At 66.2% G+C, this 25,038-nt stretch carries 22 protein-coding genes and 2 pseudogenes; 5 read left to right on the forward strand and 19 right to left on the reverse strand.

Annotated features, from left to right (window positions below):
• Window positions 1-18 precede the first annotated feature (18 nt).
• The 5 genes and pseudogenes from SBI80_RS27990 to SBI80_RS28015 form a co-directional block, all read right to left on the reverse strand.
• Complete coding sequence (locus SBI80_RS27990) at window positions 19-1,311, reverse strand: FAD-binding oxidoreductase (RefSeq protein ID WP_318978412.1); 1,293 nt, start codon at window positions 1,309-1,311, stop codon at window positions 19-21.
• A 100-nt stretch (window positions 1,312-1,411) separates the two neighbouring features.
• Window positions 1,412-2,683, reverse strand: coding sequence for a threonine/serine exporter family protein (locus SBI80_RS27995; protein ID WP_318978413.1), 1,272 nt, complete (start codon window positions 2,681-2,683; stop codon window positions 1,412-1,414).
• A gap of 68 nt (window positions 2,684-2,751) precedes the next feature.
• A complete protein-coding gene (locus SBI80_RS28000; protein WP_318978414.1) occupies window positions 2,752-4,062 on the reverse strand; it encodes an HNH endonuclease signature motif containing protein in 1,311 nt (436 codons plus the stop codon).
• 213 nt (window positions 4,063-4,275) lie between these two features.
• Entirely contained in the window at window positions 4,276-5,829 is a 1,554-nt protein-coding gene (locus SBI80_RS28005) for a succinic semialdehyde dehydrogenase (RefSeq protein WP_318978415.1), read from the reverse strand.
• A gap of 494 nt (window positions 5,830-6,323) precedes the next feature.
• Window positions 6,324-7,918 (reverse strand): annotated as a pseudogene (locus tag SBI80_RS28015) (FAD-binding protein).
• Window positions 7,919-8,294: 376 nt separating this feature from the next.
• Here SBI80_RS28015 and SBI80_RS28020 point away from each other — a divergent pair.
• Complete coding sequence (locus SBI80_RS28020) at window positions 8,295-8,726, forward strand: hypothetical protein (protein WP_318978432.1); 432 nt, start codon at window positions 8,295-8,297, stop codon at window positions 8,724-8,726.
• A 48-nt stretch (window positions 8,727-8,774) separates the two neighbouring features.
• On the opposite strand, the gene SBI80_RS28025 is transcribed toward SBI80_RS28020, so the two are convergent.
• From SBI80_RS28025 to SBI80_RS28050, 6 genes are all read right to left on the reverse strand, one after another.
• Window positions 8,775-9,056, reverse strand: coding sequence for a hypothetical protein (locus SBI80_RS28025; protein ID WP_318978416.1), 282 nt, complete (start codon window positions 9,054-9,056; stop codon window positions 8,775-8,777).
• Complete coding sequence (locus SBI80_RS28030; protein ID WP_318978417.1) at window positions 9,053-9,910, reverse strand: enoyl-CoA hydratase; 858 nt, start codon at window positions 9,908-9,910, stop codon at window positions 9,053-9,055. Before SBI80_RS28030 ends, SBI80_RS28025 begins: the two co-directional genes overlap by 4 nt.
• 112 nt (window positions 9,911-10,022) lie before the next feature.
• A complete protein-coding gene (locus tag SBI80_RS28035; RefSeq protein WP_318978418.1) occupies window positions 10,023-10,619 on the reverse strand; it encodes a twin-arginine translocation pathway signal in 597 nt (198 codons plus the stop codon).
• Complete coding sequence (locus SBI80_RS28040) at window positions 10,616-11,053, reverse strand: Rv1363c family protein (protein ID WP_318978419.1); 438 nt, start codon at window positions 11,051-11,053, stop codon at window positions 10,616-10,618. Before SBI80_RS28040 ends, SBI80_RS28035 begins: the two co-directional genes overlap by 4 nt.
• A gap of 502 nt (window positions 11,054-11,555) precedes the next feature.
• Complete coding sequence (locus SBI80_RS28045; protein ID WP_413232833.1) at window positions 11,556-12,005, reverse strand: Rv2576c family protein; 450 nt, start codon at window positions 12,003-12,005, stop codon at window positions 11,556-11,558.
• Window positions 11,998-12,339, reverse strand: coding sequence for a hypothetical protein (locus SBI80_RS28050; protein WP_318978433.1), 342 nt, complete (start codon window positions 12,337-12,339; stop codon window positions 11,998-12,000). Before SBI80_RS28050 ends, SBI80_RS28045 begins: the two co-directional genes overlap by 8 nt.
• 233 nt (window positions 12,340-12,572) lie before the next feature.
• Here SBI80_RS28050 and SBI80_RS28055 point away from each other — a divergent pair, with 233 nt between their 5' ends.
• A complete protein-coding gene (locus tag SBI80_RS28055) occupies window positions 12,573-13,088 on the forward strand; it encodes an Rv2253/PknI dimerization domain-containing protein (RefSeq protein ID WP_413232834.1) in 516 nt (171 codons plus the stop codon).
• Between the two features lie 85 nt (window positions 13,089-13,173).
• Here SBI80_RS28055 and SBI80_RS28060 read toward each other — a convergent pair whose 3' ends face one another.
• From SBI80_RS28060 to SBI80_RS28095, 8 genes are read right to left on the reverse strand one after another with little or no spacing between them, the layout of a single operon-like run.
• On the reverse strand, window positions 13,174-14,781 hold the full coding sequence (locus tag SBI80_RS28060; RefSeq protein ID WP_318978421.1) for an MCE family protein: 1,608 nt from the start codon (window positions 14,779-14,781) through the stop codon (window positions 13,174-13,176).
• Window positions 14,781-16,100 carry an MCE family protein gene (locus SBI80_RS28065; RefSeq protein WP_318978422.1) on the reverse strand — a complete coding sequence of 440 codons (1,320 nt, stop codon included), beginning with the start codon at window positions 16,098-16,100 and terminating at the stop codon, window positions 14,781-14,783. Before SBI80_RS28065 ends, SBI80_RS28060 begins: the two co-directional genes overlap by 1 nt.
• Entirely contained in the window at window positions 16,097-17,569 is a 1,473-nt protein-coding gene (locus SBI80_RS28070) for an MCE family protein (RefSeq protein ID WP_318978423.1), read from the reverse strand. Before SBI80_RS28070 ends, SBI80_RS28065 begins: the two co-directional genes overlap by 4 nt.
• Window positions 17,566-18,648 carry an MCE family protein gene (locus SBI80_RS28075; RefSeq protein ID WP_318978424.1) on the reverse strand — a complete coding sequence of 361 codons (1,083 nt, stop codon included), beginning with the start codon at window positions 18,646-18,648 and terminating at the stop codon, window positions 17,566-17,568. Before SBI80_RS28075 ends, SBI80_RS28070 begins: the two co-directional genes overlap by 4 nt.
• Entirely contained in the window at window positions 18,648-19,679 is a 1,032-nt protein-coding gene (locus SBI80_RS28080) for an MCE family protein (protein WP_318978425.1), read from the reverse strand. The genes SBI80_RS28075 and SBI80_RS28080 overlap by 1 nt, the downstream gene beginning before the upstream one ends.
• Window positions 19,676-20,821, reverse strand: a complete 1,146-nt coding sequence (locus SBI80_RS28085; protein ID WP_413232835.1) for an MCE family protein — start codon at window positions 20,819-20,821, stop codon at window positions 19,676-19,678. The genes SBI80_RS28080 and SBI80_RS28085 overlap by 4 nt, the downstream gene beginning before the upstream one ends.
• Before the next feature lie 51 nt (window positions 20,822-20,872).
• Window positions 20,873-21,718 (reverse strand): ABC transporter permease, encoded by an 846-nt coding sequence (locus SBI80_RS28090; RefSeq protein ID WP_318978427.1) that lies wholly within the window; start codon window positions 21,716-21,718, stop codon window positions 20,873-20,875.
• Between the two features lie 13 nt (window positions 21,719-21,731).
• Window positions 21,732-22,502 carry an MlaE family ABC transporter permease gene (locus tag SBI80_RS28095; protein WP_318978428.1) on the reverse strand — a complete coding sequence of 257 codons (771 nt, stop codon included), beginning with the start codon at window positions 22,500-22,502 and terminating at the stop codon, window positions 21,732-21,734.
• 284 nt (window positions 22,503-22,786) lie between these two features.
• Here SBI80_RS28095 and SBI80_RS28100 point away from each other — a divergent pair, with 284 nt between their 5' ends.
• The 3 genes and pseudogenes from SBI80_RS28100 to SBI80_RS28110 form a co-directional block, all read left to right on the forward strand.
• Complete coding sequence (locus SBI80_RS28100; RefSeq protein ID WP_413232836.1) at window positions 22,787-23,620, forward strand: alpha/beta fold hydrolase; 834 nt, start codon at window positions 22,787-22,789, stop codon at window positions 23,618-23,620.
• Window positions 23,621-23,716: 96 nt separating this feature from the next.
• Window positions 23,717-24,511, forward strand: coding sequence for a 2-keto-4-pentenoate hydratase (locus SBI80_RS28105; RefSeq protein WP_318978430.1), 795 nt, complete (start codon window positions 23,717-23,719; stop codon window positions 24,509-24,511).
• 33 nt (window positions 24,512-24,544) lie between these two features.
• Window positions 24,545-25,038: pseudogene (locus tag SBI80_RS28110) on the forward strand (acetylating acetaldehyde dehydrogenase); the annotation flags it as partial.

Raw genomic sequence — 25,038 nt, forward strand, 5'->3', positions numbered from 1 at the left:
CGAGTTCGAAGCCGCATTCTACGATGCACAGCGGACCGACCAAACCCTGGTCGAAATCCAATAGCTCGAGCCTCCGACAGAACCAGGGCGTTTCACACCAAGGGACAGCGCGGCGTCGAGGATGCCGTCGAAAGCTGCGTGAATACGCCGCCACCGGTCCGCGTCGTCGTCCGGCGGTCCGATGATCAGGGGGTGCAGGTTGCCGTCGCCGGCGTGCGCGATGTTGGCGATCCGAACGTCGTGTCGCAGCGCCAGCGCCTCGATGCGGCCCAGCATCTCCGGGACGTGCTCCTTGGGTACGCACACGTCCTCGGTGATCACCGGCCCCAACCGCTCGAGCGCAGGGTAGGCCAACCGGCGGGCGGCGAACAGGGCATCGCCCTCGTCGGCGTCACTCGATCGCTCGGCCCAGCACGAACCGCTGGCGCGGAAGCACTCGATGATCGCGTCGGCGAGCGCGGTGCCGGCAGGCTCTGGCTCGTCCACCCGCGCGAGCAGCAGCACGTCTCCCGCGGCCGTCAAACCCATCTGCTTCCAATCATCCACCGCACGAAGGCAATACCGATCCATCAGCTCCAGCGCCGACGGCGTGATGCCCGCCGCCCCCACCGCGCGCACCGCCTCACCGGCGGCCACCAGCGTCGGGAAGAACCCCGCCACCGTGACCGGTGCACTTGGCAAGCTGCGCAGGCGCACGATGACCTCGGTGACGATGCCCAACGTGCCTTCGGACCCGACGAGCAGGCTCACCAGGTCGTAACCGGCAACGCCCTTGGCAGTGCGGCGCCCGACTCGCACCACCTCCCCCGAACCGGTCACGACCTCGAGCTCGAGCACGTAATCCCGGGTGACTCCGTACTTGACGCAACACAGTCCGCCGGCGTTCGTGGCGACGTTGCCGCCGATCGTCGACCATGGCGAACTCGCGGGATCCGGCGGGTACCACAGGCCATGCTCTGCCGCTACTGCGCGCAGGTCGTCGTTCACGACACCTGGCTGCACCACGGCGATGCGCTCCAGCGGGTTGATCTCGACGATCTCCGACATCGCCTCCAGCGAGAGCACCACGCAACCGTCGATGGCGTTGGCGCCGCCGGACAGCCCGGTGCCGGCTCCGCGGGCGACGACGGGGGTGCGGTGGCGCAGACAGATCTCGACCACCCGGCGGACCTCTTCGGTGCTGCGAGCACGCACGACGGCGGCCGGCTCCCCCACCGGAGCGCCTGCTGCTTGATCCCGGCTGAGGCTTCTGGCGACGTCGGCGTCGTCGATCACCCGTCCGCGGGGGAGGGCGGTCCTCAGCTCGTGCACGACGAGGTCGGCGACCGCACTCGGCGATGGCTGGGCCGGTGGCGTAATGACGTGCCCTCCCTGCCTCGAAACTGCCCTCTGACGAGGCTAGTCCGCTGGTTCAGCGCAACAGGCTGCGCCCCAGCCGACCTCGTCGGCGTAGCGGATCCCCACGCCGGAGTCTGCCAACGGCACCGCCGAAGGACCGGGCCACGGCGGCACCGACCAAGAGCCCCACCGCGATCGCGCAGACCACAGTCACCACGTCGAATGCATTCGCCGCAGCGCCGGCGGGATGGGTGATCAGGGTCGTGGTGGACAGCAGCCCGAGACTGCCGGGCACCAGCAGCCAGAAGGCAGGCAGGAACACCACCAGCCGCGGCAGATCTGGGCGCAGGGCCTCGACGAGCGAGGACCCCAGGGTCGCGGCCAGGGCGCCGAGGAAGCTACCGAGCGCCGCACCGCCGACATGCTGCCCGAGGCTCTGGGCGGCGAAGGCGAGGATCAGCACCGCGGTGATCCATGGCAGCAACCGCACCGGCGGGCTCTCGAGGACTCCGATCCCGATGCTGATCAGGATCAGCCCCAGCGGCGCGGCCCACCAGCCGAGCGTGTCGACCCGTGAATTCGTCAATTGAGCTGCAGGAACGGTGATTACGTGACTGGCCGCGACGATGCCCAGGGTGAACAACAGCAGCTGGACCAGCCCGAAGATCAGCCGTGACGCACCGGCCACCATGTCGCCGGCTGCCAGTTCGGACATCGCCGTCACGATCAGGGCGCCGGGCAGCAGTACGGCCAGCGGCGGCAGCAGGGTGCGCAGTGGTCCGTCCAACAGGTTGGCGTTGGCCGCGGCGAAGACTCCGCAGGCCAGCAGGAAGGCGGCCAGCGTGGGCAGCAGCGTGGCGATCAGGCCGAACCGCTGACCCAGGCGGAACAGCGCGACCACCACGACCGCCCCCGCGGCGGCGAAGGCCACGTTGGCGCCGCCGGGCTGCAGGATCAGCGCGATTCCGGTGGCGATCGCGATCCAGCCGAGATTGGCCATCCACTGTGGATAGCGGGGCGGACGGTCGCGCAGTGCGCGCAGCTCCTGTGTGGCCACGGGCACCGTGAGCGCCGACCGCACCAACCGGTGCCGGATGCTTCGGACCTCGGCGGCCTGGTCGAGACGCAACCCGCCCCTGACCGACTCGAAGGTCGCTGGAGCGCCACTGGCCAGGGTGACGAACACTCCTGTCGGCGATGCCGCGATCTGGACGTCGGGGTGCCCGAGGGCGGTGCTCACCTCCGCCAGCTCGTCCTCCACGTCGCTGACCGGTTGTCCCGTGGCCACCATTGCCGCACCCAGTTGGGCCAACAGGGTACGGACGGTGTCGTCGTGTTCGGACACGATGTCACTCTGCCAGGTTGGGCACGTTCCGCCGAGCGCCCCGCGCGGGCAATGGAACGGCGCGGACCTCAGCTGCTCGGCGGTGGTGGTTTGGGTTCGTAGGGGTCGTACCACCACCAGTCGGCGCGTTCCCCGAGCGGGCCGGTGCACGGCGGGACGTCGGGTGGGGGTTGGGTCGGTGGGCGGGCCAGCGAGGCGTTGGTCAACGGGGTGCCCTCGACGTCGGTGACGATCAGGTCGTAAGCGGTGCCGGCGATCGTGATGCCGCCCCGGTGGTGCAACCGATGGTGATAGGGGCAGAGCAGGACGAGGTTGGCGAGCTCGGTGGGACCGCCGTCCTCCCAATGCCGAACGTGATGGGCATGCAGTCCGCGGGTGGCTCCGCAGCCGGGGACCACGCAGCACCGGTCGCGGTGCTCCAGGGCCCGGCGTAGTCGGCGGCTGATCTGGCGGGTCTCCCGGCCCGCACCGATGACCCGCCCGTGGCGTTCGAACCAGACCTCACACGTGGTGTCACACAGCAGCAGGCGGTGTTCGTCGTCGGAGAGCAGACCACCCAGATGCCAGGCCGCCGACCGGCTCTCCACGTCCAGATGCACGATCACGGTGGTGCGTTGCCCGTGTGGGCGGTGGGTGACGTCGGTGTCCCAGCCGGCCTGCACCAAGCCCAGGAACGCATCGACCCGATTCGGGAACGGCGGCACCCGAACGTCATCCCCCTCGTGACCTTCGCCCTCGTGGTCGTCGGCATCGTCGCTGCCGTCGCCGTGGTCGCGTTTCCATTGCGCGATCAGCGCGTCGTGGTGCGACTGCACTGCGGCGTCGAACACCGCGGCCTCAGCGGGTGGCAGGGTGATCCGCCACGTCGTACCGCGGTCGCCTTCCCTCCGGACGAAGGAACGTTCCGGTTCCGGGCGCGGTCCGGGTTCGGGTTTGGGTTTGGGTTTGGGTTTGGGTTTGGGTTTGGGTTTGGGTTCCAGCTTCACCGCGGTCCGCAGTTGATTCACCGTCGCCACCAAGGCCAGCTCCGCGTAATGCTCATCAGACCCCGGTGCCGCACCCGCGGCGATCACCCCGATCTGATCCAACGAGATCCGGCCCTCACGTGCCGCAACCGCCAGGCGGGGGAATTCCTCGAGCCGGCGGGCCACGGTGACGATCGTCGCGGCGTTGTGCGCGGAGATGCCCAACTTCCACGCCACCAGCGCCGGCACCGAGCGGGCGCCGGTGGAGCCCCAGATCCCGTCGCGGTCGATCTCGGCGGCGATCTGCGCCAGCCGGCCGTCGATGGCGTTGCGTTGCCCGGCGAGCTCTTCCATTTCGGCGAACAACACCTCGAGCCGCTCCTGCGGAGCCAAAGACGTTGCCGGCGAGGACATGCCACCATCATCGCAGAGGGGTCCGACATGTTGGCGACGTCAGCTGACGACCAGGTTGCGCAGTCCTGCCGACGTGGTTGTCAGCATGAGAATTCGAGCCCGACCACGTCGCCAATGATCACCACGAAGACTTGCCAATGACTCCTCAAGGGAATCTCGCCGACCAATTGGTCTGCAGCGATCACTGCCCCATCGTCGAGCGCACGCGCCGCCTCAGCGACCGGGAAGATACTGCAAGGCCTTCACGAACGGCGGCATGATCCTTGCCCACAGCTTCGGCGGAATACCGCGCGGTCCACCAAGATTCAGGATGCGGGTGGTGGCGATGGTCTGCGGCTCGGTGTACTTGATGAGGCCTTCCGGACCGTGCCGGCGGCCCATCCCGGAAACACCCATGCCGCCCATCGGAGCCCCGGTGCTGCCCCAGGCAGGGGCATAGCCCTCGTCGACGTTGACCGTGCCGGAGTGGATCCGTGCGGCGATCTCCTCACCCTCGCGTTTGGTGGCCGCCCAAACGCTGGCGTTCAATCCATACTCCGTGTCGTTGGCGCGTTCGACGGCCTCGTCGACTCCGGCGACCGGGTAGATCGAGACCAGCGGTCCGAAGGTCTCGTCGCGGTAGCACTCGGCGTCCTCGGGAACGTCCGTCAGGACTGTCGGTTCGAAGAAGAGGGGCCCGAGGTCGGGTCGCGGCTTGCCGCCTGCCACGACGGTGGCTCCCTTCACGACGGCGTCGTCGACGTGGGCGGATATGGCCTTGACCTGTTCCTCGGAGATCAGGCTGCCCATCTCGATGCCGAACTCGTACCCACCGCGCAGCGTCATGTTGCGGACGCGTTCGCCGAACACGCGGGTGAATTCGGCCGCGATGGATTCCTCGACGTAGATGCGCTCGATGGAGATGCACAGCTGACCGGAATTGGCGAAGCAGGCGCGCACCGCGGCGTCGGCGACTTCGCGAAGGTTGGCCCCGGCCATCACGATCATCGGATTCTTGCCGCCGAGCTCGGCGGAGAAGCCGATGAGCCGGCGTCCCGCCTGCTCGGCGAGCAGCCGTCCCGTGGCGGTGGACCCGGTGAACATCAGGTACTCGGTGTTCTCGACCAGCGCCGTGCCCACCACGGAACCCTTCCCTGGGACGACGGCGAACAGCTCCCGCGGCAGACCGGCGTCGTATAGCAGTTCCACGCAGGCCAAAGCGCAGTACGGCGTCTGGCTGTCGGGTTTGAGGACCACCGCGTTGCCTGTGAGCAGCGCCGCGATCGCGTCCGACACCGCCAGGGTCATCGGGTAGTTCCAGGGCGAGATGATGCCGACGACGCCCTTGGGCTGATAGCGCACGACCGTCTTGGTCAGACCCGGCAGCATGCCCGTCACCCGCTTCGGGCGCAGCAACTTCGGCGCGACGCGCGCGTAGTGGCGGGCCGTCAGCGCGATGTCGAGGATCTCTTCCTGGGCCGCGTTGCGCGACTTGCCGGTCTCCGCCTGTGCCATGTCCATTAGTTGGTCGAGGTTCTCCAGGACGAGGTCCCGATACCGATGGAGGATGGCGGCGCGTTGGGTGACCGGCCGGGCGGCCCACTCCTGCTGCGCGACCCGGGCCCGCGCGATGGCATCCAGCGCGTCCTGCGCGGTGCCGACCGGGATGGTCGTCAGTTCCTTGCCGCTGAACACCTCCACGACGGAGCGGGTCGGCCGCTCGGATGCCTCGGGGATCGCGATCAACCCGGCAAGACGCTGGAACGTAGCGGTGGACGGTGCAGGCATTCTGATTCCTCCGGTGATGCGTGGCGCTCGGTGGACCAGATCCTGGAACGTGTCGTCGCGAGCGAGTTTGCCGTCGATCAATGGATTGAGTATGCCCGCAGCGCGGATACTGGTGCCCACCTGGTGGTCGGACCGATCTCGTCCAAACCTTCCCCCGCCCGGCGGTGTTTCTGCGCCCAGCGACCGCGGTGGTCATCGAGTCCCACGACGAATCAAAGGTGAGCCGCCGCTGCCTCTCCGATGCGTCCATGGAGGAACTGCGCACCGTCGTCGCCGCCGAAATGGGCCGCGGCAGCGTCGGACACCACCGACTCGTCGACGCTGGAGCTCGTTGGAGCGCGGTGCTGCGATTCTCGTTGTGGCACAGAAGACTTAGCACACGCACGCGCGACGACTCGAAGATGGAGAGCGTCTGGTCCCCCGTGCGAATCGAACTCATCGACCGCCAGAAGTGGAATACCCGCGTCGAACTTACGGGGTGCTCGGGGCCGCAATTAGTCCGGCGGTAAGGACCCAGCGTGGCCACCGGCACGCCGTCCGCTGAAGATGCAGTCGGCGATCGACAGGCCGCTGACGTAGCTGTTGGAGCAGATGCCGACAGCGTTGCGGCCTGCAGCGAAGAGGCCGGGCACTACTTCGCCATTTGGTCGCTTGACGGCACCTGTCCGTTCGTCGACGACTAGACCACCGAGGGTCAGCCCCGGGATCGGGTAGAACATCGACGCGCCGGCGGAGATGTCGATCGAGTAGTAGGGGCCGGTGGTCATGTCTGGGCATAGCTCAGGATCTTTGTGGGCTGGATCGCCCAATCCCGAGGAAACTCCGGCGTTGTACTCGTCGATCGTCCGTCGCAGCCCGGTGGGATCGATTCCGTTCTTGGCGGCTAGTTCTTCGATCGACGTCGCCTTCTCGTGACCGACGGTTAGAAGGTACCCGAGCTGCAGTCGTTGAAAGATCTGTGTTTGGTCGCTGACCTGCGTCCAAACCCTTCGCCAGGTTCGGGCGTCGTAGATGACCCGCCCGACACCTCCAAAGTGGCGCATCATCACGTTCCCGTGGGTGGCGCCGTACAGGTCTTCATTGGCGATCCGGTGGCCGTCGAGTCCGACGGACAGGCCTTCCAGGAGCGCGCTGGGTGGTGCGAGGAATCGCCATGCCGTGACGTTGTCCATCTTGGCGGTGTATCCACCGGCGTCGATGCCGAGAGCAATTCCGCTGCCATCGTCGCCGGCTGTTCCCAGCGGAGAGATGTCCATGAACGCCGGGCGAACTTCGTCATCCACTCGCGGTTGTAGATGAAACCGCCAGCCGCCAGCACCACGGCCCCGGCGTGGGCCTCGCCGGGCGCCGCGCCTCGTTCCCAGAGTCGCTCAGCACGCGCGACGACTCCCTTGACGAGACCGGGAAGCCAGTTGCCCACCTTCCCGGCCGACTTCGTCAGTGCCCTGTGTTGCCGTGCGTCGGGGTGAGTCAGGGACATGGCGCGGTAGCGCACGCCGACGACTCCACCGCTCGCGTTGGTGATGAGTTCATTCACCCGGGCCAGTGGCACGAAGGTGACGCCCTTGGACAATGCGGATTGGCGTAAGCGTTCGAACAAGACTCGGCCCGAACTCATCCCGGGTGCTACGACGCGGTGCCCGCGCGGTGCCGGCTGGGCGTGTTCAGCGTAGGGGTGCGCCTTCTCGTTGCCCGAGTAGTAAAGGTAGAACGAGTCGGTCGGGTAGGACGTCTTGTAGGAGGACACTCGTCCGCCCTTGAACGGAACACCGTGCGATTTGAGCCAATCGATCATTGCCGGACTTTGCTCGCAGAACCGCCGCAATGTCGCTTCGGAGACGGCGTCGCCTACCTCGCGCTCGAGGTAGGCGAACATGTTGTCGGCGGAGTCGTCGTAGCCACCGGCGCGCTGCTCTTCGGTGCCGGCTCCGGCGTAGACGATCCCGCCTGACAGTGCAGTGGCTCCGCCCCCATAACCGCGGTCCAACACGAGCACGCGGGCGCCGTTGTCGGCGGCCTCGATCGCTGCGGCGGCGCCGGCCGCACCGAATCCGACGACGATGACGTCATGACGGTTGCTGGACGGCATGATGGAGGCTCCTGTCGGTCTAGGGCTTGGAACGACTTTGGATTGTCGGGCGACCAAGCGGGTGGAGCTCGACATGTTCGTGGTCGTCTGCAATCTGCATGCGCGGGTGGGCGCGTCGATCGCGTTGGGTGTCGGAACGCGAGCCTGTCACTCGTCGGGCGGTCGCAGCGGGTTCTTCCCGCTCAACGGTCAACCCGGAAATACCCACTGCGGGATGGGCATTGGCGTTGGCGTTGGACTCGATCTGTTGGCGGGAAGCTTCCCGCTCAACGGACACCCGGCCCGTGCGTGGCGTGACCACCTGACAGCGTGTGATGGCAACGTGCCATGGACCGGGCGACGGACCGGGCAAGCAAAGCCGACGGGAGAGGTCGACATGAAGTCGGTGCTGATGAGCCTGATGGTGGCGTGCGCATCGGCACTCGGTGCGCCACCGGCGCTGGCGGACACGCCGCACGGAAACTTCGAGCTGCATCTCGACGGCAGGTATGACTTTCATACGTGGATCTGGACATTGGCGCGCTGCGACGTTGACTGTGTCCACGTTCAGGCAATTCCCCAGCCCGTCGCGAGGGCTTTCCCCTACGCCGGTGACGCACGGCTGGCGGACGGCCGCTACACCCTAGCGGTAGATGTTCCAGACGGATTACGTTGCGGCAACGTGTATTACGGTACGACGATACCGACTCGTGATGTTTACTCCTGGGACGCCGTCACCCGAGTCGGCGTGCTGACGTCGTCCTTCGATGCAGGGTGCGATGGTAGACCGGGGACACTGACCTATCCGTTCACGTTGTCGCTGATGTAGCTCCCCACCGATCGTGACGGCATTGGCCAACGCAGCGACGTGCGCGCTCTACCACCGCGTCATAGCGCGGATGGCCGCGCGCATGCGGGGCTCGTCGGGGTTACCGAGGTACCCGTCGAGCCAGGCGTGCAGTTGCGTGACGCTGTCGTGGGCAACGGTCTGGTGATGCCGGATGGCCAATTCCATGATGGTGGTCAGGGCGTCGAACACGTCGCCGGTCCCCAACGTGCAGTACATGGTCACTCTGTCGGTTTCGGGGATTCGGTCTCGAAGGTCCTCGGCCAGCTGCCAGGCCACCTGGTCGGGGCTCGTCACCGTGGTGCTGCTCACGTGGTGTCGGCCGGGCGAGCGGCCATGGTCTTGGCGTTCATTCCACCGAGGGATCCTGCGCCCACCTCAGCGTTGTGGGCATGGGCGAAGTGGTGCAGCCCAAAGACTGCTTCCATGCCGTTTCGCAGGCCCATCTGGTCTTCGCATTGGTTGACGGCCCGTTTGGCCAAGGCCAATCCGAAGGCGGGCATTTGCGCGATGCGCTCGGCGAGGTCGAGTGCCGTCGTCTCGAGTGCGTCCCGCGGTACCACCCGGTTGACCATTCCCACCTCGTAGCCGCGCTGCGCGGTGAACCGGTCTGCGGTGAAGAGGATTTCCTTGGCGAACCTGGCGCCGAGCGCCCAGGGGTGGGCGAAGTATTCGACGCCGGGTATTCCCATCCGGACGACGGGGTCGGCGAAGAACGCGTCATCGGCCGCGACGATGAAGTCGCACACCCAGGCCAGCATGAGGCCGCCCGCGATGCATGCACCGTGCACCATCGCGATCATGGGTTTCGGAATGTCTCGCCAGCGACGGCACATCCCGAGATATACCTCCATCTCGCGGGCATAGCGCTGATCGCCTCCGTCTCTTCCGACGTGGTCCCACCACAGCACGGCCTGATTGTCGTAGGACACGTGGTGGTCGCGTCCCGGGGTCCCGATGTCATGGCCCGCACTGAAGTGTTCACCGCTGCCGGCGAGCACGATCACGCCGATGGTGTCGTCATCGACGGCGCGTTGGAATGCTGCATCCAACGCATAGGTCATCACGGAGTTCTGTGCGTTGCGATAACGGGGGCGATTCATCGTCACCACCGCGACTCGACCGATGGCGCGGTAGGTCACCACGTCGTCCTCAGATGTCGCCATACCGGCCCTTCGTCCGCTCTTCGTCTTCGGCCCCTAGAGTGCGGCGCACGAAGACCCTGTGGCAGAACGATTTCCGCTCATCGGGAGTTGAGCTGATCACACAACCTGATGCTCAGGCCGGATCGAAGGAAGAGATGCGCCAGCTGCCGTCGGCCTTGGTGAGTCCGACCTTGACGCTGCTCGCCGCCTGCGCGGGTGCCGGATTATCGCGGCTGGTGGTCGTCTGATTGATGAACAGGAGCACGTGAGCAGTGTCGGGGCGGGCGTCGATGACCGCCGCGCGCACTACCGACGCACTGGCGTGAACGTCCTTTTGTCTTGCCGCGGGTGTCAGGATCTGGTCGGCGAACTGGCTGTAATAGGTAAGGAAATCCCCGATGAGATGAGACCGCGCGTTCGAGAGGTCGCGCTCCAGGGTGTCGGGCGCGTAGGACAGCAGCGCAACGGCGCCCTGCTGCGCGGCGGCAAGCGCCTGCCCGCTCGCTGCGGCCGTTTCGCGGTCGTTGCGATGGGGGCCGAAGTAGACCGCCGCTGCAACCGCGATGGAGATCACCAGAAAACCGACGGCCGCGAGCAGCCGCCAGCGCGCCGCCACCCAGTGCGTCCACGTTCTCGCGGCGGTGTCAGCTTCCTCGGCCGTGGGCGTCTCGGTTGCTTCCTCGGCCGTTGGCGTCTCGGCGGAGGTGTCCTCGTCGATGCTGGTAATCACGGAACGAACTCCACTCTCGTCAGTTTCATCTGCTCGCCGTCCTTGACCATGTCCACACTGAGTCGCCAGTTACGCGGCTGCTGATCGGCGCCTGCGGAGTTGCTGACGGTCGTGGCAGCCGTGACGAGCACGGTTGCGGTGGTCGGGGTCATCGATTCCACGGCCACCGCCTGGGCGCTAGCCTTGGTCACCGACTTCGACGCTTGCGCGGTCTTGACGAAATCGTCTGCCTCGGCCTGGAAGTCGTCACGAAACTGTCCCGTTGAGTTGTCGAGAATCTGGCGGACGTTGTCTTCGGCTTTGGTGCTGTCGATGGACATCAACGTGACGACCGCTTGCGAGGCAGCGGCGGAGAAGGCGGCGCGGCGTTGCTGCTCACGCTCATCGAGGTGGTGCCCCCAGAGGAGATACCCACTTGCGGCCAGCAGCGTCACGCCCGCGAGGATGGCGGCGGCGCACGCGATCGACGCCGGCTTGGGCCGCCACCATCGGGCTGGCGGTCGGCTGTCTACGTCATCGGGGTCGGGGAGCGGATCGGAGACGTCCTCCGTCGTAGGTACGTCATCGGCGGGCTCCCGACTCGCGTTTTGGCGCAACTCATCGGCCCGCGCGCGAGCGCGAGCGGCTCGGGCCTCGGCCTCGACGGCCTCGGCTTCGGCCTCCCCTATCAAGGCGCGCTCGTCGACGGACTGCGACGAGTCCGGTGATGCATCGGCGTCGACGCCGCCTGCCGTCGCGCCCGTCTTCTCGGCGCGGCTGAGTAGCCGCATAGCCCCTACCTCCAGATACGTTGATCGTGGACGGCGTGCTCGGCGAGCGCCTGCCACCCCGCCCACGAGTGTGACTGCTGCCACACCTTAGGTGTCCTCAGGCGGCGGGGACACCCGAAGTTCCCACCCAGCGGTCACCGCCGAGCAGCGTGCGTGATCGCATGGACTACCAGTGCCGCATCGAGCACAACGCCCCGCGTGGACCCTCTGCACGCGCGACCTCGACACCGTCGACGGCCAACTCGCAGCGCAAGGCATTGGGGGTCTGGCTTGCAGGTCCCGCAGCAGTGACCGTGACCATCGCCCACTGACCAGGGTCGGCCAGCATGGCTTCGTGAACCCATGGGGCGCCAGGCTCGAGCAAGACGTCGTCGCGGGGGCTGAACTGGTATGGATCGTGGCTGTAGTCGGCCCACGTCGGCGGATCCACGTCGCGGTAATAGATGCCGACGGCCGCCTGCGTATCAATGGACACCGTGTAGGTGACGCGGTGCAACGGCGAGCCGTCGTCGGCGCCAGCCGGTGATGTCACGCTGACGCACAGCACGGCCGTGGCTGCGCACACCGCAACTCGACGCGACCATTTGCGCCATGCCACGCCGCCCGCCTCAGACATCTCCGCGAACCCATTGCGTGTGGCCGTCGACGGCCACGCAGGACAAGAACAGCCCGTCGGGCGCCTGGGCAACGGTGTTGAGCGACCATGGGCACGGCGAGTTCTCCTCGCGGACGCCTTGCAGGGGCGGCGACCGGAAGTAGCGCGGTGCGTACCGACGCGGCGAGCCGCAGAACACCAACCGCCCCCAGGAGGTGGTGCCGAACACGAAGTAGGCGGTGTCGTTGCACGGCGCTCCGAGGACCACACCGCCGGTGATACCGGGCACGCACGATGGGTCGTTGCACTCTGGAGGAGCGGCAGAGGCTCTGACCGGAACGGTGAGAACCGCCATGAGCAGCGTGACCGCCGCGAACGCCCGTGCCTGCACGTTGGACACTGTGCCACCGCCGGTGGGCGTCACCATCGAGTCGCCCGCTGGATGGGAGGTTGACGGTCATACGGCGTCTGAACATGGACAGTCGGAGACGCCGCACCGCCCACTCGTCGGGCGGGCGTCACGTGATTGCGGCACCAGGTCGGAGCAGGGTCTGCCCGGGCGTCTGGGGTGAGGGTTAGGAGTAGGTCATGCGGTTGTCGAAGACGCCCGTCGCTTTGGGGATGTCGACCGCGGTGGCAGCGTTGGGCGTTCTGACGGCCCCTGTCTCCGCGGCCTCCCCTCAGTGGGGTCTCAACGGCACCTACGTCGCCACCTCCAACGGCGAGTGGGCGAAGACCAACGACGTCTTCCACGACGAGGCCAGCATCCGCAGCACGTGGTCGATCACCACGACGTGCAGCTATCCCGGCGAGTGCACCGGAACGATGAGCAGCGACTTCGGTTGGAGCGCACCGATTTACCAGAAGAGTGGCGTCTGGTACGTCAAGAAGATGGTGGACGGGTGGCAGCCGTGTCCCGACGGCAGCGCCGGTCCGGGACTGCAGGTCTTCCGGTTCTACCCTGCAACTGCCGATGGCAGCGGGACCGATCCTGCATCGACGACGTTGATGGGTGAAGACTCCACGACCGGGGTGAGTGGGTCGTGCGGAAGCAGCAAGGTGCTGTTCATCACCATGCCCTTCAAATTGGTCAAGAACGGCTGAGCCGGCCCCCGGGAGCAGCGCACCGGGCCGCGGGCAATCCCGGCGATCGTCAGCGCTCCGGTCGCGTCTTTCTACGCGCGGGCACTCAGCTGGGAAAGAGATCCTTCCAGCTTCGCTGGCCGGTGTGTGGAACCAAATCGGTCTGCCGGTACACCGCACCGTCGGGCGTGGCGTACTGACCGGTGCTCGGATCATAGGTAGCGATCGCCACCGAGGGGCCCCGATCCTCGTCGGGCCGGTAAGCGCTGGGCGCGGCTGGCGCACTGCCGGGAGGGGACGCCTCCTGCGGCGCCGGCGGGGCGGGCTCGGGCGCCGGCGGAGCGGACCCATCTGCGGCGGGGCCAGGGGCTAATGCAGAACCGGGAGCCGGCGGAGTACCGGGAGCCGGCGGGGTGCCGTCCAGCGGTCCGTAGATGCCGTTGTCACGATCGACGCGGGAGTCCGGCGGAATTCCCTGGGCAAGCAAATTGGGGTCGATCGGGTAGGGGCCCAGGACATGCTGGCGCATGGCCAGGGGCTCGTACGGCTTGTCGCTGTCGCAGATCTCCACCGTGGGAGCGCGCTTGCCGGGGTTACCCATGCACGGATAGTTGCGCGCCCCGCGCACCCCGATGGGTGAGTCCTGCGGGAGCTTGCAGTACAGGCCATCGGGGGTGTCGATGTCGGAGGTGTCTTCCGGTGATCGCCATGCCGAGGGCGGCAAGAATCCCACAGTGCACGCCGGGGGGTCATTCATGGTTAGGGTGAAGTCTCCCAGCGACATCCCGGTCGGGTTGTTCTTTGGAGCGCCGTATGCCTGCGTGGAGGAAACCACGGGCGGCAGCAGCACGAGGAGCTGCTCGAGGGACGGGTGGTAGGTCACTCCGACCTGGCCGAGGCTGGTCAAGTTGGCCAGCAGCAGGGGCAGCGTGGGTTTCACCTCGGCGAACAATCGGGACGCCTCGTCGGCGGCGCCTGGCGCGGTGGCGAGCAGGGTCCGAACCCGTGGGTCGTCGGTGACCAGCTGTCCGGTGATGCCAGCCATGCTGTGGGCCCAGGTGCGGATCGCGTCGACCGATTCGGCTTGGCCGTCGAGCAACGGTGCGCTGTCGTCGATGAGCGCCCGGGTCCGGTCGGCGTTCGCGTTGGCATCCCCGATCACCCGCGAGGAGGAGTCCAACAGTGACCCGATGTCGGGACCGGTTCCGTTGAAGGCCTTGAATGTCTCGTCCATCAGGGGACTGATCTTGTCCTTGGGAATGCTGCCCAACAGGGCGCTGACTTGGTCGAGCATCGGCCCGACGGCTTGCGGGATCGACGTGTCGGCCGCGGCGATCACCGATCCGTCGCGCAGGTATGGCCCTCTTTCCTGGTGGGGTTGCAGATCGACGTATTGCTCACCGACCGCCGAGACGCTCAGGACTGCGGCGCGCAGGTCGGCCGGAATCCGCGGTGTGGTGTTCAGCGACAGCGTGGCTTCGGCGCCGTCGCGGGTGGGTCGCACGTCGGTGACCTTGCCGATCTGCACGCCGCGGTAGGTGACATTCGAGAATCGGTACAGCCCACCGGTCCCGGGGAGTTGCAGGGTTACCGTCATGCGGCCGATGCCCAGGAGCGTGGGCGCCTGGAGGTAGGTCACCACCATCACCGTCATGCCGATGACCGAGGCCACCGTGAACAGGATGAGCTGGGTGCGGATCAGGCGGGTCAGCATTAGTTGCCTCCCGCACTCGGGTCGGAAGGCACCGTGGCCGGACCGGGTGACTGAGCCGGCGGCGACGTCGGGGTGAGCGGCGCGGAAGCGGTGGGTGTCGCCGAGCCGGCGGCGGCGTCGGTTGCCGGCGCGCTCGAAGCCGGTGGCGTGACAGCTTGTTCTGTTGGTGGATCTATCAGCGGTGGCATCGTCGCGACGGCGGCCGGGGCAGGTGTGATCGGCATGTTGAGGGGATCCTTGGTGTAGTTCGCGTACCAGGGGTCTCCGGGTGCGGGTACTAGGGGCGCACCTTCTTGCCCGAATCGGGTGCCCAGGAACAGGCCTCGTTTGAGACGGGGGATGGTGAAGTCGAAGGTGATGAATTCGTTGAGATAATCGCCGCGAATGGCCCGGTCGATGAAGTTCTGCGGGTAGGGGTAGGTCGGCACGAATGCTAGATCTGCTGCCAGGTTGGGCCCCACGTCGGCGAGCGCGCGGACCGTGGGTTCGAGATTGCGCAGGTTGGTGACCAGATCTTCCTGGGTGGCGTGAATCAAGGCGGTGGCGGTGTCACTGAAGTGGCCGAGTTTCTCCAGCGCGGTCGTGAGACGAGGCCGTTCCCTAACCAGCACGTCCAGAGCCGGTGGGATGCGCTGCAGCGCCTGGGTGATGACGTCGTGTTGGCCGGCCAGCGTTCCCGAGAGCCGGTTGAGGGCGGCGATGGACGCATTGATCTCGTCTCGCTGGTCGGCGAACGTCCCCACGAAGTCGTCGAGACGGACGAGCAGATCACGGATCTCGTCCTGACGCCCGTTGAGTGCTGCGTTGAATTCGTTGACCAGTTCGCCGATCTTTCCCAGGCCGCCGCCGTTCACGAGCACGGACAGCGACGACAGGGTTTGTTCGGTGGACGGATAGGTCGAGGTGTTGTTGAGCGACAGTGTCGCGCCCGGGGAGAGTCGCCCGGTTGGCGGCTGCCCGAGCGGCGGGTCGAGCGCGATGTGCATCGAGCCCAGGAGGCTCGTCTGACCCACGACTGCCACGGCGTTGGCGGGGATGACGACGTCGGGCTTCACCGAGACATCGACATTGGCGTGCCAATCCCGCACTGTCATCCGAGAGACACTGCCGACGATGACGTCGCCGACCATCACCGGGGAATTCGCCTCCAGCGTACCGACATTGGCGACTTCGAGATGATAGGTCGCTGCGTCGGAACCACGACCCACCGTACCGGGCAGCGGCAGCGAGTTCAGGCCGTTGAATGCGCAGCCGGTCAACGTCAGAACCGATGCGCACCCCATCGCGGCGAAGCGAACGAGGGATCGTCGGGAACTCATGGGGTGCCTCCAGGCGCCGGTGCTGGCGGTTCCGCCGGGGCCGGTGCGGCTTCGGCGGGCAGCAATATGTCTTGCAGCGAGCGCGGCGGGGAGCTGGCGCCGTCGGGGACGCCAGGCGGGATCGGCGCACCGCGGAACAATGCGGGTGAAGGATCCGCCGGTAACCCGTTGGGTGCGTATGCCCCAGGCGGGCCCGGGGGCGTACCCCATCCGGCGGGGGGCGGCACGTCCCCGGCGCCGGTGTACGCCGATACGGCTGGGGGCACGGAGACCGGCTGTGGTCGTCCGCCCGCGCCGCCGGGGGCGATGTTGGGATCGGTGTAGACGAGGTTGTCGGGGCTGGGCGCCTTCCGCAGGTAGGCGTTGAACGGCAGCGGCAGGTAGTTGAAGTTGATCAGGGACAACGCCGGCCCGAGATATTGAGCGCACAGCTTGGAGGTCTCGGCGGCAGTGACGTTCTTCACCGCGGCGATCGCCGAGCACACCACCGCCACTGGATCTGCAAAGTTCGACAAGGCGAACGCGCCGACGGCGGTTCCACTGTCGGGGTTGTAGATGTTGTAACCATTGGCGATGGCGTTGGGCGCGACGTGCAGGACGTTTTCGAGCTTGATCTTGTTGTCGACGAGATTCTGGGTGACGTTGGTCAGTCGCTGCAATTGCTCGACGGTCTGGCCGCGGCTTCCGGCGATGAAGCGTTGGACGTCGCCGACGGCGGTCGACAGGTTGGTCAGCGCCGCGTCCAAATCGTTGCGGCTGCCGTCGACGACGCTGGTGACGCTGGCCAGGTGGTTTTGAAATTGGACGATCTGGGTGTTGCTGTCACGCAGCGCGGTCACGAAGATCTGCAGGTTCTTGACGACGTCGACGATGTTGCCGCTGCCCTGAGCCAGGATGCGTCCCACGCCGGCGAGTTGGCTGATGGCTTCGTGGAGTTTCGCACCGTTGCCGTCCATTGCTGCCGCGGCACTGTCGATGAACCGGCTCAGCGAGGTGGCTGACGTCCCGTTGAGGGGGCCCAGGTCAGTAGCCAACCGCATCAGCTGATCTTTGACTTGATCCCATTCGACCGGAACCGCAGTGCGATCGAGGCCGATGCGGGCTCCGTCGGCCATCACCGGACCGCTGTCCTCGTAAGCCGGCGTGAGTTGAACGTAGCGAGCGGCGACCAGGTTCTGAGCCATGATGACCGCCTTGGCGTCGGCGGGAATGGCCACGCCGTGATCGACGGCCAGAGTGAGGGTGACGTGGTCGCCGGCCGGATCGATGTTGGTGATGGTGCCGACCTTCACCCCGGCGACGCGCACTTCGTCACCGGGGTAGATCGCGGTGGCCGAGGTGAAGTCGGCGGTGATCGTGGTCGCCCCGAATACGCTCCGTCGCACCAGCACTCCTGCCCCGGTCAGGCCGAGGACCACCAGCACGACCAGGATGACGCGGGTGAGGGACGAGCGGTGGCGGGCGATCATCGGCTACCTCCGGGAATTCCGTTGTGTGGCCAGGGGAACTCGGCGCGGGGTCCGGCGTTGTCGGGGGGTTGCCCGGCGTTGTTGCCGCGCCGGAATCCGAAGGCATAGTCCAGGAACGGCTGCAGCGTCTGCGAGGGCAGGAGATTGCCGATGAACGCGTTGTAGTAGAAGCCGTTGTTGACCGACTCCCCCTGCGTGACTTGGTATTTGGCTAGGCCGGCCAGGGCGCTGGCGATGTTGTCGCGATTCTTCTCGAGCATCGCGGTAACCGAGTTCATCTGTTGCAGTGTGGGTGCGAGTTCCTTTTCGTTGTCGTGGACCAAGCCAGACAACTGCTGCGAAAGGGCCGAGGTGTTGGCCAGCAGGTTGACGATCGCGTAGCGGCGCTGGTCGAGCACGTCGACGAGCGCGTTGGCGTCGAGCAGCAAGGTGTTGACCTGTTGGCTGCGCTCGGCCAGGATGCCCGTCACGTCCGCAGCGCTCTTGAGCAGATTGACCAAGGATTCGTTGCGGCCGTTGATGGTTCGCGACAGCTGCGTCAGACCGTCGAAGGTCGGCCCCAGCTGGGGGGCCATCCTGTCGATGGTATCCGACAGCGTGTCCAGTGATTGGGTCAGCGCGGCCGTATCGGTGCCGGCGGTGTTGACGGTGAAGTCGCTGACGGCGTCGGTCAACGAATACGGTGAGGACGTATGAGTTAGCGGGATGACCTCCGAGGCGTGCAGCGTGCCCGCACCGGCGGGCTCCAGGGTCAACATGCGGGCGCCCAGCACGGTCCCGGTGCGGATGTGGGCGGTGGTCTCGGTGCCGAGGTGAACTGCACTGTCGAGGGTGAAGGTCACCATGGCCTTGCCGTGACTGAGCGCCACTTCGACGACAGAACCCTTGGTCACCCCCGAGACCTTGACGTCATTGCCGGCCGTGAGGCCGCCCGCCTCGGCGAACAACGCCCGGTACTTGATCGAGGTGGCCCACGACCACAGCGCCTGGGGCTGTAGGCCCACGGCGATGACGAGCGCGATCAGTATCAGACCAATGAGCCCGCTGCGGGCGAGTTGTGATCCGCGGTACTTGAGCATCAGGGCTCCCCACAACGGCCGGTGGTCTGCATGATCCAGGGGAAGTAGGCGGTCCGCCCCTGCAGGTCGGTGACGCGCACGTTCATTCCGCACAGGTATTGATTGATGAAGCTGCCGTAGGCGCCGAGGCGGACCAGTTTGCGGTAGTTGGCAGGCGCCTTTTGCAGCGACAGGTCCAACCGGGCCTTGGCGTCGTCGTTGGCCAACAGGGGAGCCAACCGGGTGAGTTGATCCACGGTGCCCGCCAGCGGCGGACGTGCCTGGGTCATCAGATCCGCCAGGGATGCGGTGCCGGTGTCGAGTGCGGTGATGGCCTCACCGATGGGGTCACGCTGCTCAGACAATCCGGTGACCAATTGTTGAAGGCGCTGCACCGCGCCGGAGAATTGGTCTCCGTCCTTGGCAACCGTTGCCATCACGGTGTTCAGGTTGTCGACCAGTTGCTGCACCGTCTGGCCGTTGTCGGCCAGCGCCTGGGTGAACGACGACGTATGCGCCAGCAAGGATTCCACCGTGCCGCCCTGGCCTTGCAAGATCTGGATCAACGAATTGGTCAAGGCGTTGACGTTCTGCGCATTGAGGCCCTGAATGACGGGTTTGAGGCCGCCTAGCAACAAATCTAGGTCGAGTGCGGGCTCGGTGCGTTCGAGGGGAATCTGCGAACCCGGCGGTTGCAGGCGGGTCGAGCCGGGGTTGTCGAGCAACTCGAGATAGCGGTTGCCGACCAGGTCGAGATAGCGAACGGCGACCTTCGTCGAGGTGGTGAGCACGATGTCGCGATCGGAATCGAATCCGATCCGCACCGTGTTGTCGGGTTGCAGCGCCACGTCGTCGACGGTGCCGACGCGCAACCCAGCGACCCGGACGGAGTCACCGGCCTTCAGACTGGAAGCGTCGGCGAACACCGCGGTGTAGTGATTGGTGGAGCCGGTTCTGAACTGTCCCATGATGACGAACAGCGCAGCGGTCAGCAGCGTCATGATCACGCCGAACACACCGAACTTGATGGCGGTCCCGTGGCGGCCGATCATCCGGGCTGACCTGTCTGGGCGGTGTTTCGGGGTGGTCCGTCCAACGGGCCGAACAATGCCTCCTTGAGGGCGTCGGAGTTCAGGAGGATCCCCTGGTTTCCGTATTGCGCCGGGTTGACGCCGATATCGGTGACGACGAACGGGGGCCGTTGTCCGAAACCGACGTTTGGCAGATCCATGCATTGCGGGCCCCCGGTAGCGGCGACCTTCGGCAAGTTCCCGGGATACCGGTAGCGCTCGGTGCCGAGCAGGAACGAATCGAGCAGCATGACCCCCGGCAGCGGCTGAGGTGCACCCATGGACAGCGGCTCGACGCCCTTGAGCGCGCAGGTCAGTGCGGGGTTGTACTGATTGGTCAAGGTGGTCGTGGGGACGAGCAGGTGCAGGACCTTGGTCAACGCGTCGGTGTTGGTGGCGGCGACGTCGTTGCCGATGTCGGCGAGACCGACGGAACTGATGAGCAGGGCGTCGAGATCCTGCTGTCGCTCGACGAGGGTGTCGCTGAGCCGGGTCGCGTTGGCCGCGGTGTCGGTCAGGTCGGGTGCGGCGTCGGCGTAGGCGTTGAGGACACCTGGCGCGACGGCCAGTTCATGTCGTAGCTGAGGCAGACTCGGGTCGAGTTTGGCCAACAGGTCGTCGAAGTCGGCCATGGTCTGTCCGACCTCGTTGCCGCGCCCGTCGAGCGCTTGGGCCATCGCCCCGAGAGTTTCGTTGAGCTTTTCGGGCTGGATTTGCCGGAGCACCGTGACCAGTTGCTCGAACACCGTGTTGATCTCGACGGTCACGTGTCCAGCGTCGAGGATCTGACCGGAATGCATCGACTCGGGCGACGGCGCCACCGGGGAGACGAGGTCGATGAACTTCGCGCCGAACACGGTGCTCGAGGCGATCTGAACGCCGGTGTTGGCCGGAATGAGCGCCAGGTCGTCGGGGTTCATCGCCAGCCGGATCGCGGCTTGGCCGTCGGGCAGCGGATCGATCGAGACGACCTTGCCAACTTGAGCGCCGTGCAGCTTTACCTTCGCTTCCGGATTCATCACCAACCCGGCGCGCGGCGAGATGACGGTCACCGAGGCGGTGGGGGCGACTCCACCGCGGAACAGCACTACCGCACCGGCGATGACGGTGCCGACCACCGCCACGGCCACGGCGCCGGACCACAGACGTAAAGCGTTGCGTGACAAGGGATCCCGCTAACCAGAGAGATTGAAGTTGCCGTTGGAGCCGTAGACTGCCAACGAGATGAGCAGGGTGATGGACACGACGACGATCAATGACGTGCGTACCGCGTTGCCAACCGCGACCCCGACCCCGGCGGGACCGCCGCTAGCGAAGAATCCGTAGTAGGTGTGCACCAAGAGGATGGCCAGCGCCATCAGCAACGCTTGCAGGAACGACCACAGCAGGTCGATGGGGTTGAGGAAGGTGTCGAAGTAATGGTCGTAGAGGCCCCCGGATTGGCCCAACAGGACGACGGTGGTGAACTGGCTGGCGAGAAACGACAGGATGACCGCGATGGAGTACAGCGGCGTGATGGCCAACATGCCGGCCACGATGCGCGTGCTCACGAGGTATTCGACGGCCCGGATGCCCATCGACTCCAGCGCGTCGATCTCCTCGTTGATGCGCATTGCCCCTAGTTGCGCTGTGACGCCGGCACCGAAGGTCGCGGCCAGGCCGATGCCGGCGACGATGGGCGCCGAGATGCGCACGTTGATGAAAGCAGCCAAGAAGCCGGTCAGGGCTTCGATGCCGATGTTGCCCAGTGAGCTGTAGCCCTGGATCGCCAGAACCCCTCCGGTGGCCAACGTCAGGAATCCGACGATGACCACCGTTCCGCCGATCATCGCCAACGTGCCTGCGCCCATGCTGATCTCCGCGACCAGCCGAATGACCTCGCTACGGTAATGGGCGGCCGCGTACGGCACGGCGCGCAGCGCTCTGCCATAGAACAGGACGTGGTCGCCGATGCCGCCGACGATTTCTGTCGGGCGTCGCGTCGCCCGCGCCAGGCGCGGGTAAGCCGCTAGCAGAGCCACGGGGATGCCGCCTTCATTTGCTGGTCATTTGGATGCCGATCGCGGTGACCACGACGTTGACTACGAAGAGCGCCATGAACGCGTATACGACGGTTTCGTTGACGGCGTTGCCGACGGCTTTCGCTCCGCCACCGGAGACATTCAACCCGCGGTAGCAGGCCACCATGCCGGCGATGAGGCCGAACAACGCGGCCTTGACGCAGGAGATGATCACCTCCGGTATTCCGGTCAGCAAGGTGATGCCTGCGGCGAACGCACCGGGATTGACGTCCTGGACGAAGACCGAGAACAGATAGCCGCCGAGAATGCCGATGATCACGACGAGGCTGTTCAGCAGCAACGCGACTAGGCCGGAGGCGAGCATACGGGGTGCGACCAGCCGCTGGACCGGGTTGATGCCGAGCACTTCCATTGCGTCGATTTCTTCGCGAATCGTGCGCGAGCCCAGGTCCGCGCACATCGCGGTGGCTCCCGCGCCGGCGACGATCAACACCGTGACCAGCGGACCGACCTGGGTAACCGCGCCGAAGGCTGCGCCGGCTCCGGACAGATCCGCCGCCCCCAGCTCGCGCAGCAGGATGTTGAGGGTGAACGACACCAGCACGGTGAAGGGAATGGCCACCAGCAGGGTGGGTGCCATCGACACCCGGGCAACGAACCACGACTGGTCGAGGAATTCGCGCCACTGAAACGGCCTTCGCACGATGAACTTGGCGGCGTCGAGCGACATGGCGAACAATCCGCCGATTCCTTGTAACGGGACGGCGAGCTGTCGCTGCAGCATTGCTTCCTCCTTCGGCGTGTCACCATCGATCGCGATGTGACCGGGGACACGTCTTGACCGGGGAACCTTCGCAGCTTCGCGACGGCCGCACCATGGGCCGTCCCGCCCATCGGGAGAATCGGCACCCCGCGATTCGACGGCGAGGCGGATCACCGGTGAGCGGAATGTGGCATTGCTGCTGCGGCGGCTCCGTGTGACGCTCGACGGGACGACCCGGCGACGACGAAAGAGGGCACGTGTCGAATACCGCTGCTGTCCCGGCCACTGCCCAGGCAGCCGACGCTCTGCGTGAAACATCCACCAGTGCAGGAACTTTGCGCTACTACGACATCGGGCAGGGGCCAGCTGTCTTGTTCCTGCACGGGTCGGGGCCCGGCGTGACGGGGTGGCGCAACTTTCGTGGCGTGCTACCGACCTTCGCCGAGCAATTCCGGTGTCTGATCCTGGAGTTTCCCGGGTTCGGGGTGTCTGACGACTGGGGTGGGCATCCCATGGTGACCGCCCAGGGCGCCGTGACGCCGTTCTTGGACGCGTTGGACGTCGAGCGTGTCGACATCGTCGGCAACTCCATGGGCGGCGGGGTCGGCATCAACACCGCGATCACCGCGCCCGACCGAGTCGGCCGACTGGTGACCATCGGTGGGATCGGAACCAATGTCTTCTCTCCCGGGCCCAGCGAAGGCATTCGGTTGCTGCAGGAATTCACCGAGGACCCGACACGGCAACGCCTAATCGACTGGCTCAACTCGATGGTCTACGACCAGGCGCTGGTCACCGAGGAGTTGATCGAAGAACGCTGGGCGCTGGCCACCGATCCCGAGACACTGGCCGCCGCGCGGCGCATGTACGGCAAGGCCGCCTTTTCCGCGATGATGTCCGCGATGGCCTCCTCCGACGCGCCCCTGCCCTGGGCACGCATGCACAAGGTCGTTGCGCCGACGTTGCTGACGTGGGGGCGCGACGACCGGGTGAGTCCGCTGGACATGGCCTTGATTCCCATGCGCACCATCCCCAACGCCGAACTGCACGTGTTCCCGCGGTGCGGGCACTGGGCGATGATCGAAGCCAAGGCCGCCTTCGAGTCAGTGGTGACCGCGTTCCTTCAGCGGGTGGCCTAGCACACGTCCGCTGGGCGGAACATGACCGCCTGATCCCCGCGACGGCATTCCTAAGGTGCATTCATAGGTGGCCGTACCCCGCCGAAGGGAATCTTCATGCTCGACATCGCAACCCGCGACGCTGCGGCGCGTCTGCTGCGCTGCGCCGAACGGAAGCGCCGCCCGATCGACCCGCTCATCGAATCGTTCCCCCATCTCGACGTCGACGACGCCTACGCGATTCAACGTGCCAACGTCGCCGAACGCCTCGCGGGCGACGTGCGGATCTGCGGACACAAGATCGGATTGTCTTCTCCGGTCATGCAGCAGATGATGGGCGTCGACGAACCCGACTTCGGGCATCTGCTCACCGACATGATCGTCGAGGACGGCACCGTGGTCGATCTGTCGTCGCTATGCCACCCCCGCATCGAAGTGGAGGTGGCGTTCGTCCTCGGCGCCGCACTGCCCGGTGACTGCACCCCCGAGGACGTACTGAACGCCACCGAGTACGTCAGCGCGGCAATCGAACTCATTGACAGCCGCATCCTGAACTGGCGCATCGGCATCATCGACACGATTGCCGACAACGCGTCTTCGGGCATGTTCGTCTTGGGTCGTGACCGCTGGGCACCAGATGCGGTGGACCTCGCCGACGTCGATGCGGCGCTGTACTCGGGATTCGGTGGCCGCGACGTCCTGGTGACCCGCGGCTCCACCAGCGCGGTCCTCGGCCATCCGGCCAATGCGGTCGCGTGGCTCGCACGCACTCTGTCCGCCTACGACGTCACGCTCGAAGCAGGACACGTCGTGCTGTCCGGCTCGTGCACACGCGCCGTCGACGTGGCCAAGGGGGACCATTTCCGAGCTGAACTCACCGGACTCGGCGAAGTCTTCGTCGAATTCACATGACACAGTGCACCTTCGATTTCAGGATTGAGCTTCATGGCGGACAAACTCTCGGTCGCGATCGTCGGGTCGGGCAACATCAGCACCGACCTGCTGTACAAGCTCCTTCGTTCGGAGTGGCTCGAGCCGCGCTGGATGATCGGCATCGATCCTGATAGTGAGGGTCTGGCCCGGGCGCGCAAGCTCGGACTGGAGACCAGTCACGAGGGTGTGGACTGGCTGCTGGCTCAGTCGGAGAAGCCGGATCTGGTGTTCGAAGCCACCAGCGCCTACGTCCACCGCGCCGCCGCGCCGCGTTACGAAGAGGCCGGCATCCGGGCGATCGATCTGACGCCGGCCGCCGTCGGCCCCGGCGTGATCCCGCCGGCGAATCTGCGTGCGCATCTGGGCGCGCCGAACGTCAACATGGTGACCTGTGGTGGGCAGGCCACCATTCCGATGGTGTACGCGGTGAGCCGCGTCGTCGACGTGCCCTACGCCGAGATCGTCGCGTCGGTGTCCTCGGCGTCGGCCGGCCCGGGAACCCGGGC

This window comes from Mycolicibacterium sichuanense (genome assembly GCF_033741125.1).
Lineage (GTDB): Bacteria > Actinomycetota > Actinomycetes > Mycobacteriales > Mycobacteriaceae > Mycobacterium.

Coding starts and splice junctions, on each gene's coding strand:
- SBI80_RS28030 (WP_318978417.1), bottom strand. CDS start 9,910: ATGGCGACATCTGAGGACGACGTGGTGACCTACCGCGCCATCGGTCGA.
- SBI80_RS28065 (WP_318978422.1), bottom strand. CDS start 16,100: ATGAGTTCCCGACGATCCCTCGTTCGCTTCGCCGCGATGGGGTGCGCA.
- SBI80_RS28095 (WP_318978428.1), bottom strand. CDS start 22,502: ATGCTGCAGCGACAGCTCGCCGTCCCGTTACAAGGAATCGGCGGATTG.
- SBI80_RS28075 (WP_318978424.1), bottom strand. CDS start 18,648: ATGCTCAAGTACCGCGGATCACAACTCGCCCGCAGCGGGCTCATTGGT.
- SBI80_RS28050 (WP_318978433.1), bottom strand. CDS start 12,339: ATGGCGGTTCTCACCGTTCCGGTCAGAGCCTCTGCCGCTCCTCCAGAG.
- SBI80_RS28105 (WP_318978430.1), top strand. CDS start 23,717: ATGCTCGACATCGCAACCCGCGACGCTGCGGCGCGTCTGCTGCGCTGC.
- SBI80_RS28005 (WP_318978415.1), bottom strand. CDS start 5,829: ATGCCTGCACCGTCCACCGCTACGTTCCAGCGTCTTGCCGGGTTGATC.
- SBI80_RS28060 (WP_318978421.1), bottom strand. CDS start 14,781: ATGCTGACCCGCCTGATCCGCACCCAGCTCATCCTGTTCACGGTGGCC.
- SBI80_RS28045 (WP_413232833.1), bottom strand. CDS start 12,005: ATGTCTGAGGCGGGCGGCGTGGCATGGCGCAAATGGTCGCGTCGAGTT.
- SBI80_RS28080 (WP_318978425.1), bottom strand. CDS start 19,679: ATGATCGGCCGCCACGGGACCGCCATCAAGTTCGGTGTGTTCGGCGTG.
- SBI80_RS28000 (WP_318978414.1), bottom strand. CDS start 4,062: ATGTCCTCGCCGGCAACGTCTTTGGCTCCGCAGGAGCGGCTCGAGGTG.
- SBI80_RS28055 (WP_413232834.1), top strand. CDS start 12,573: ATGCGGTTGTCGAAGACGCCCGTCGCTTTGGGGATGTCGACCGCGGTG.
- SBI80_RS28020 (WP_318978432.1), top strand. CDS start 8,295: ATGAAGTCGGTGCTGATGAGCCTGATGGTGGCGTGCGCATCGGCACTC.
- SBI80_RS28070 (WP_318978423.1), bottom strand. CDS start 17,569: ATGATCGCCCGCCACCGCTCGTCCCTCACCCGCGTCATCCTGGTCGTG.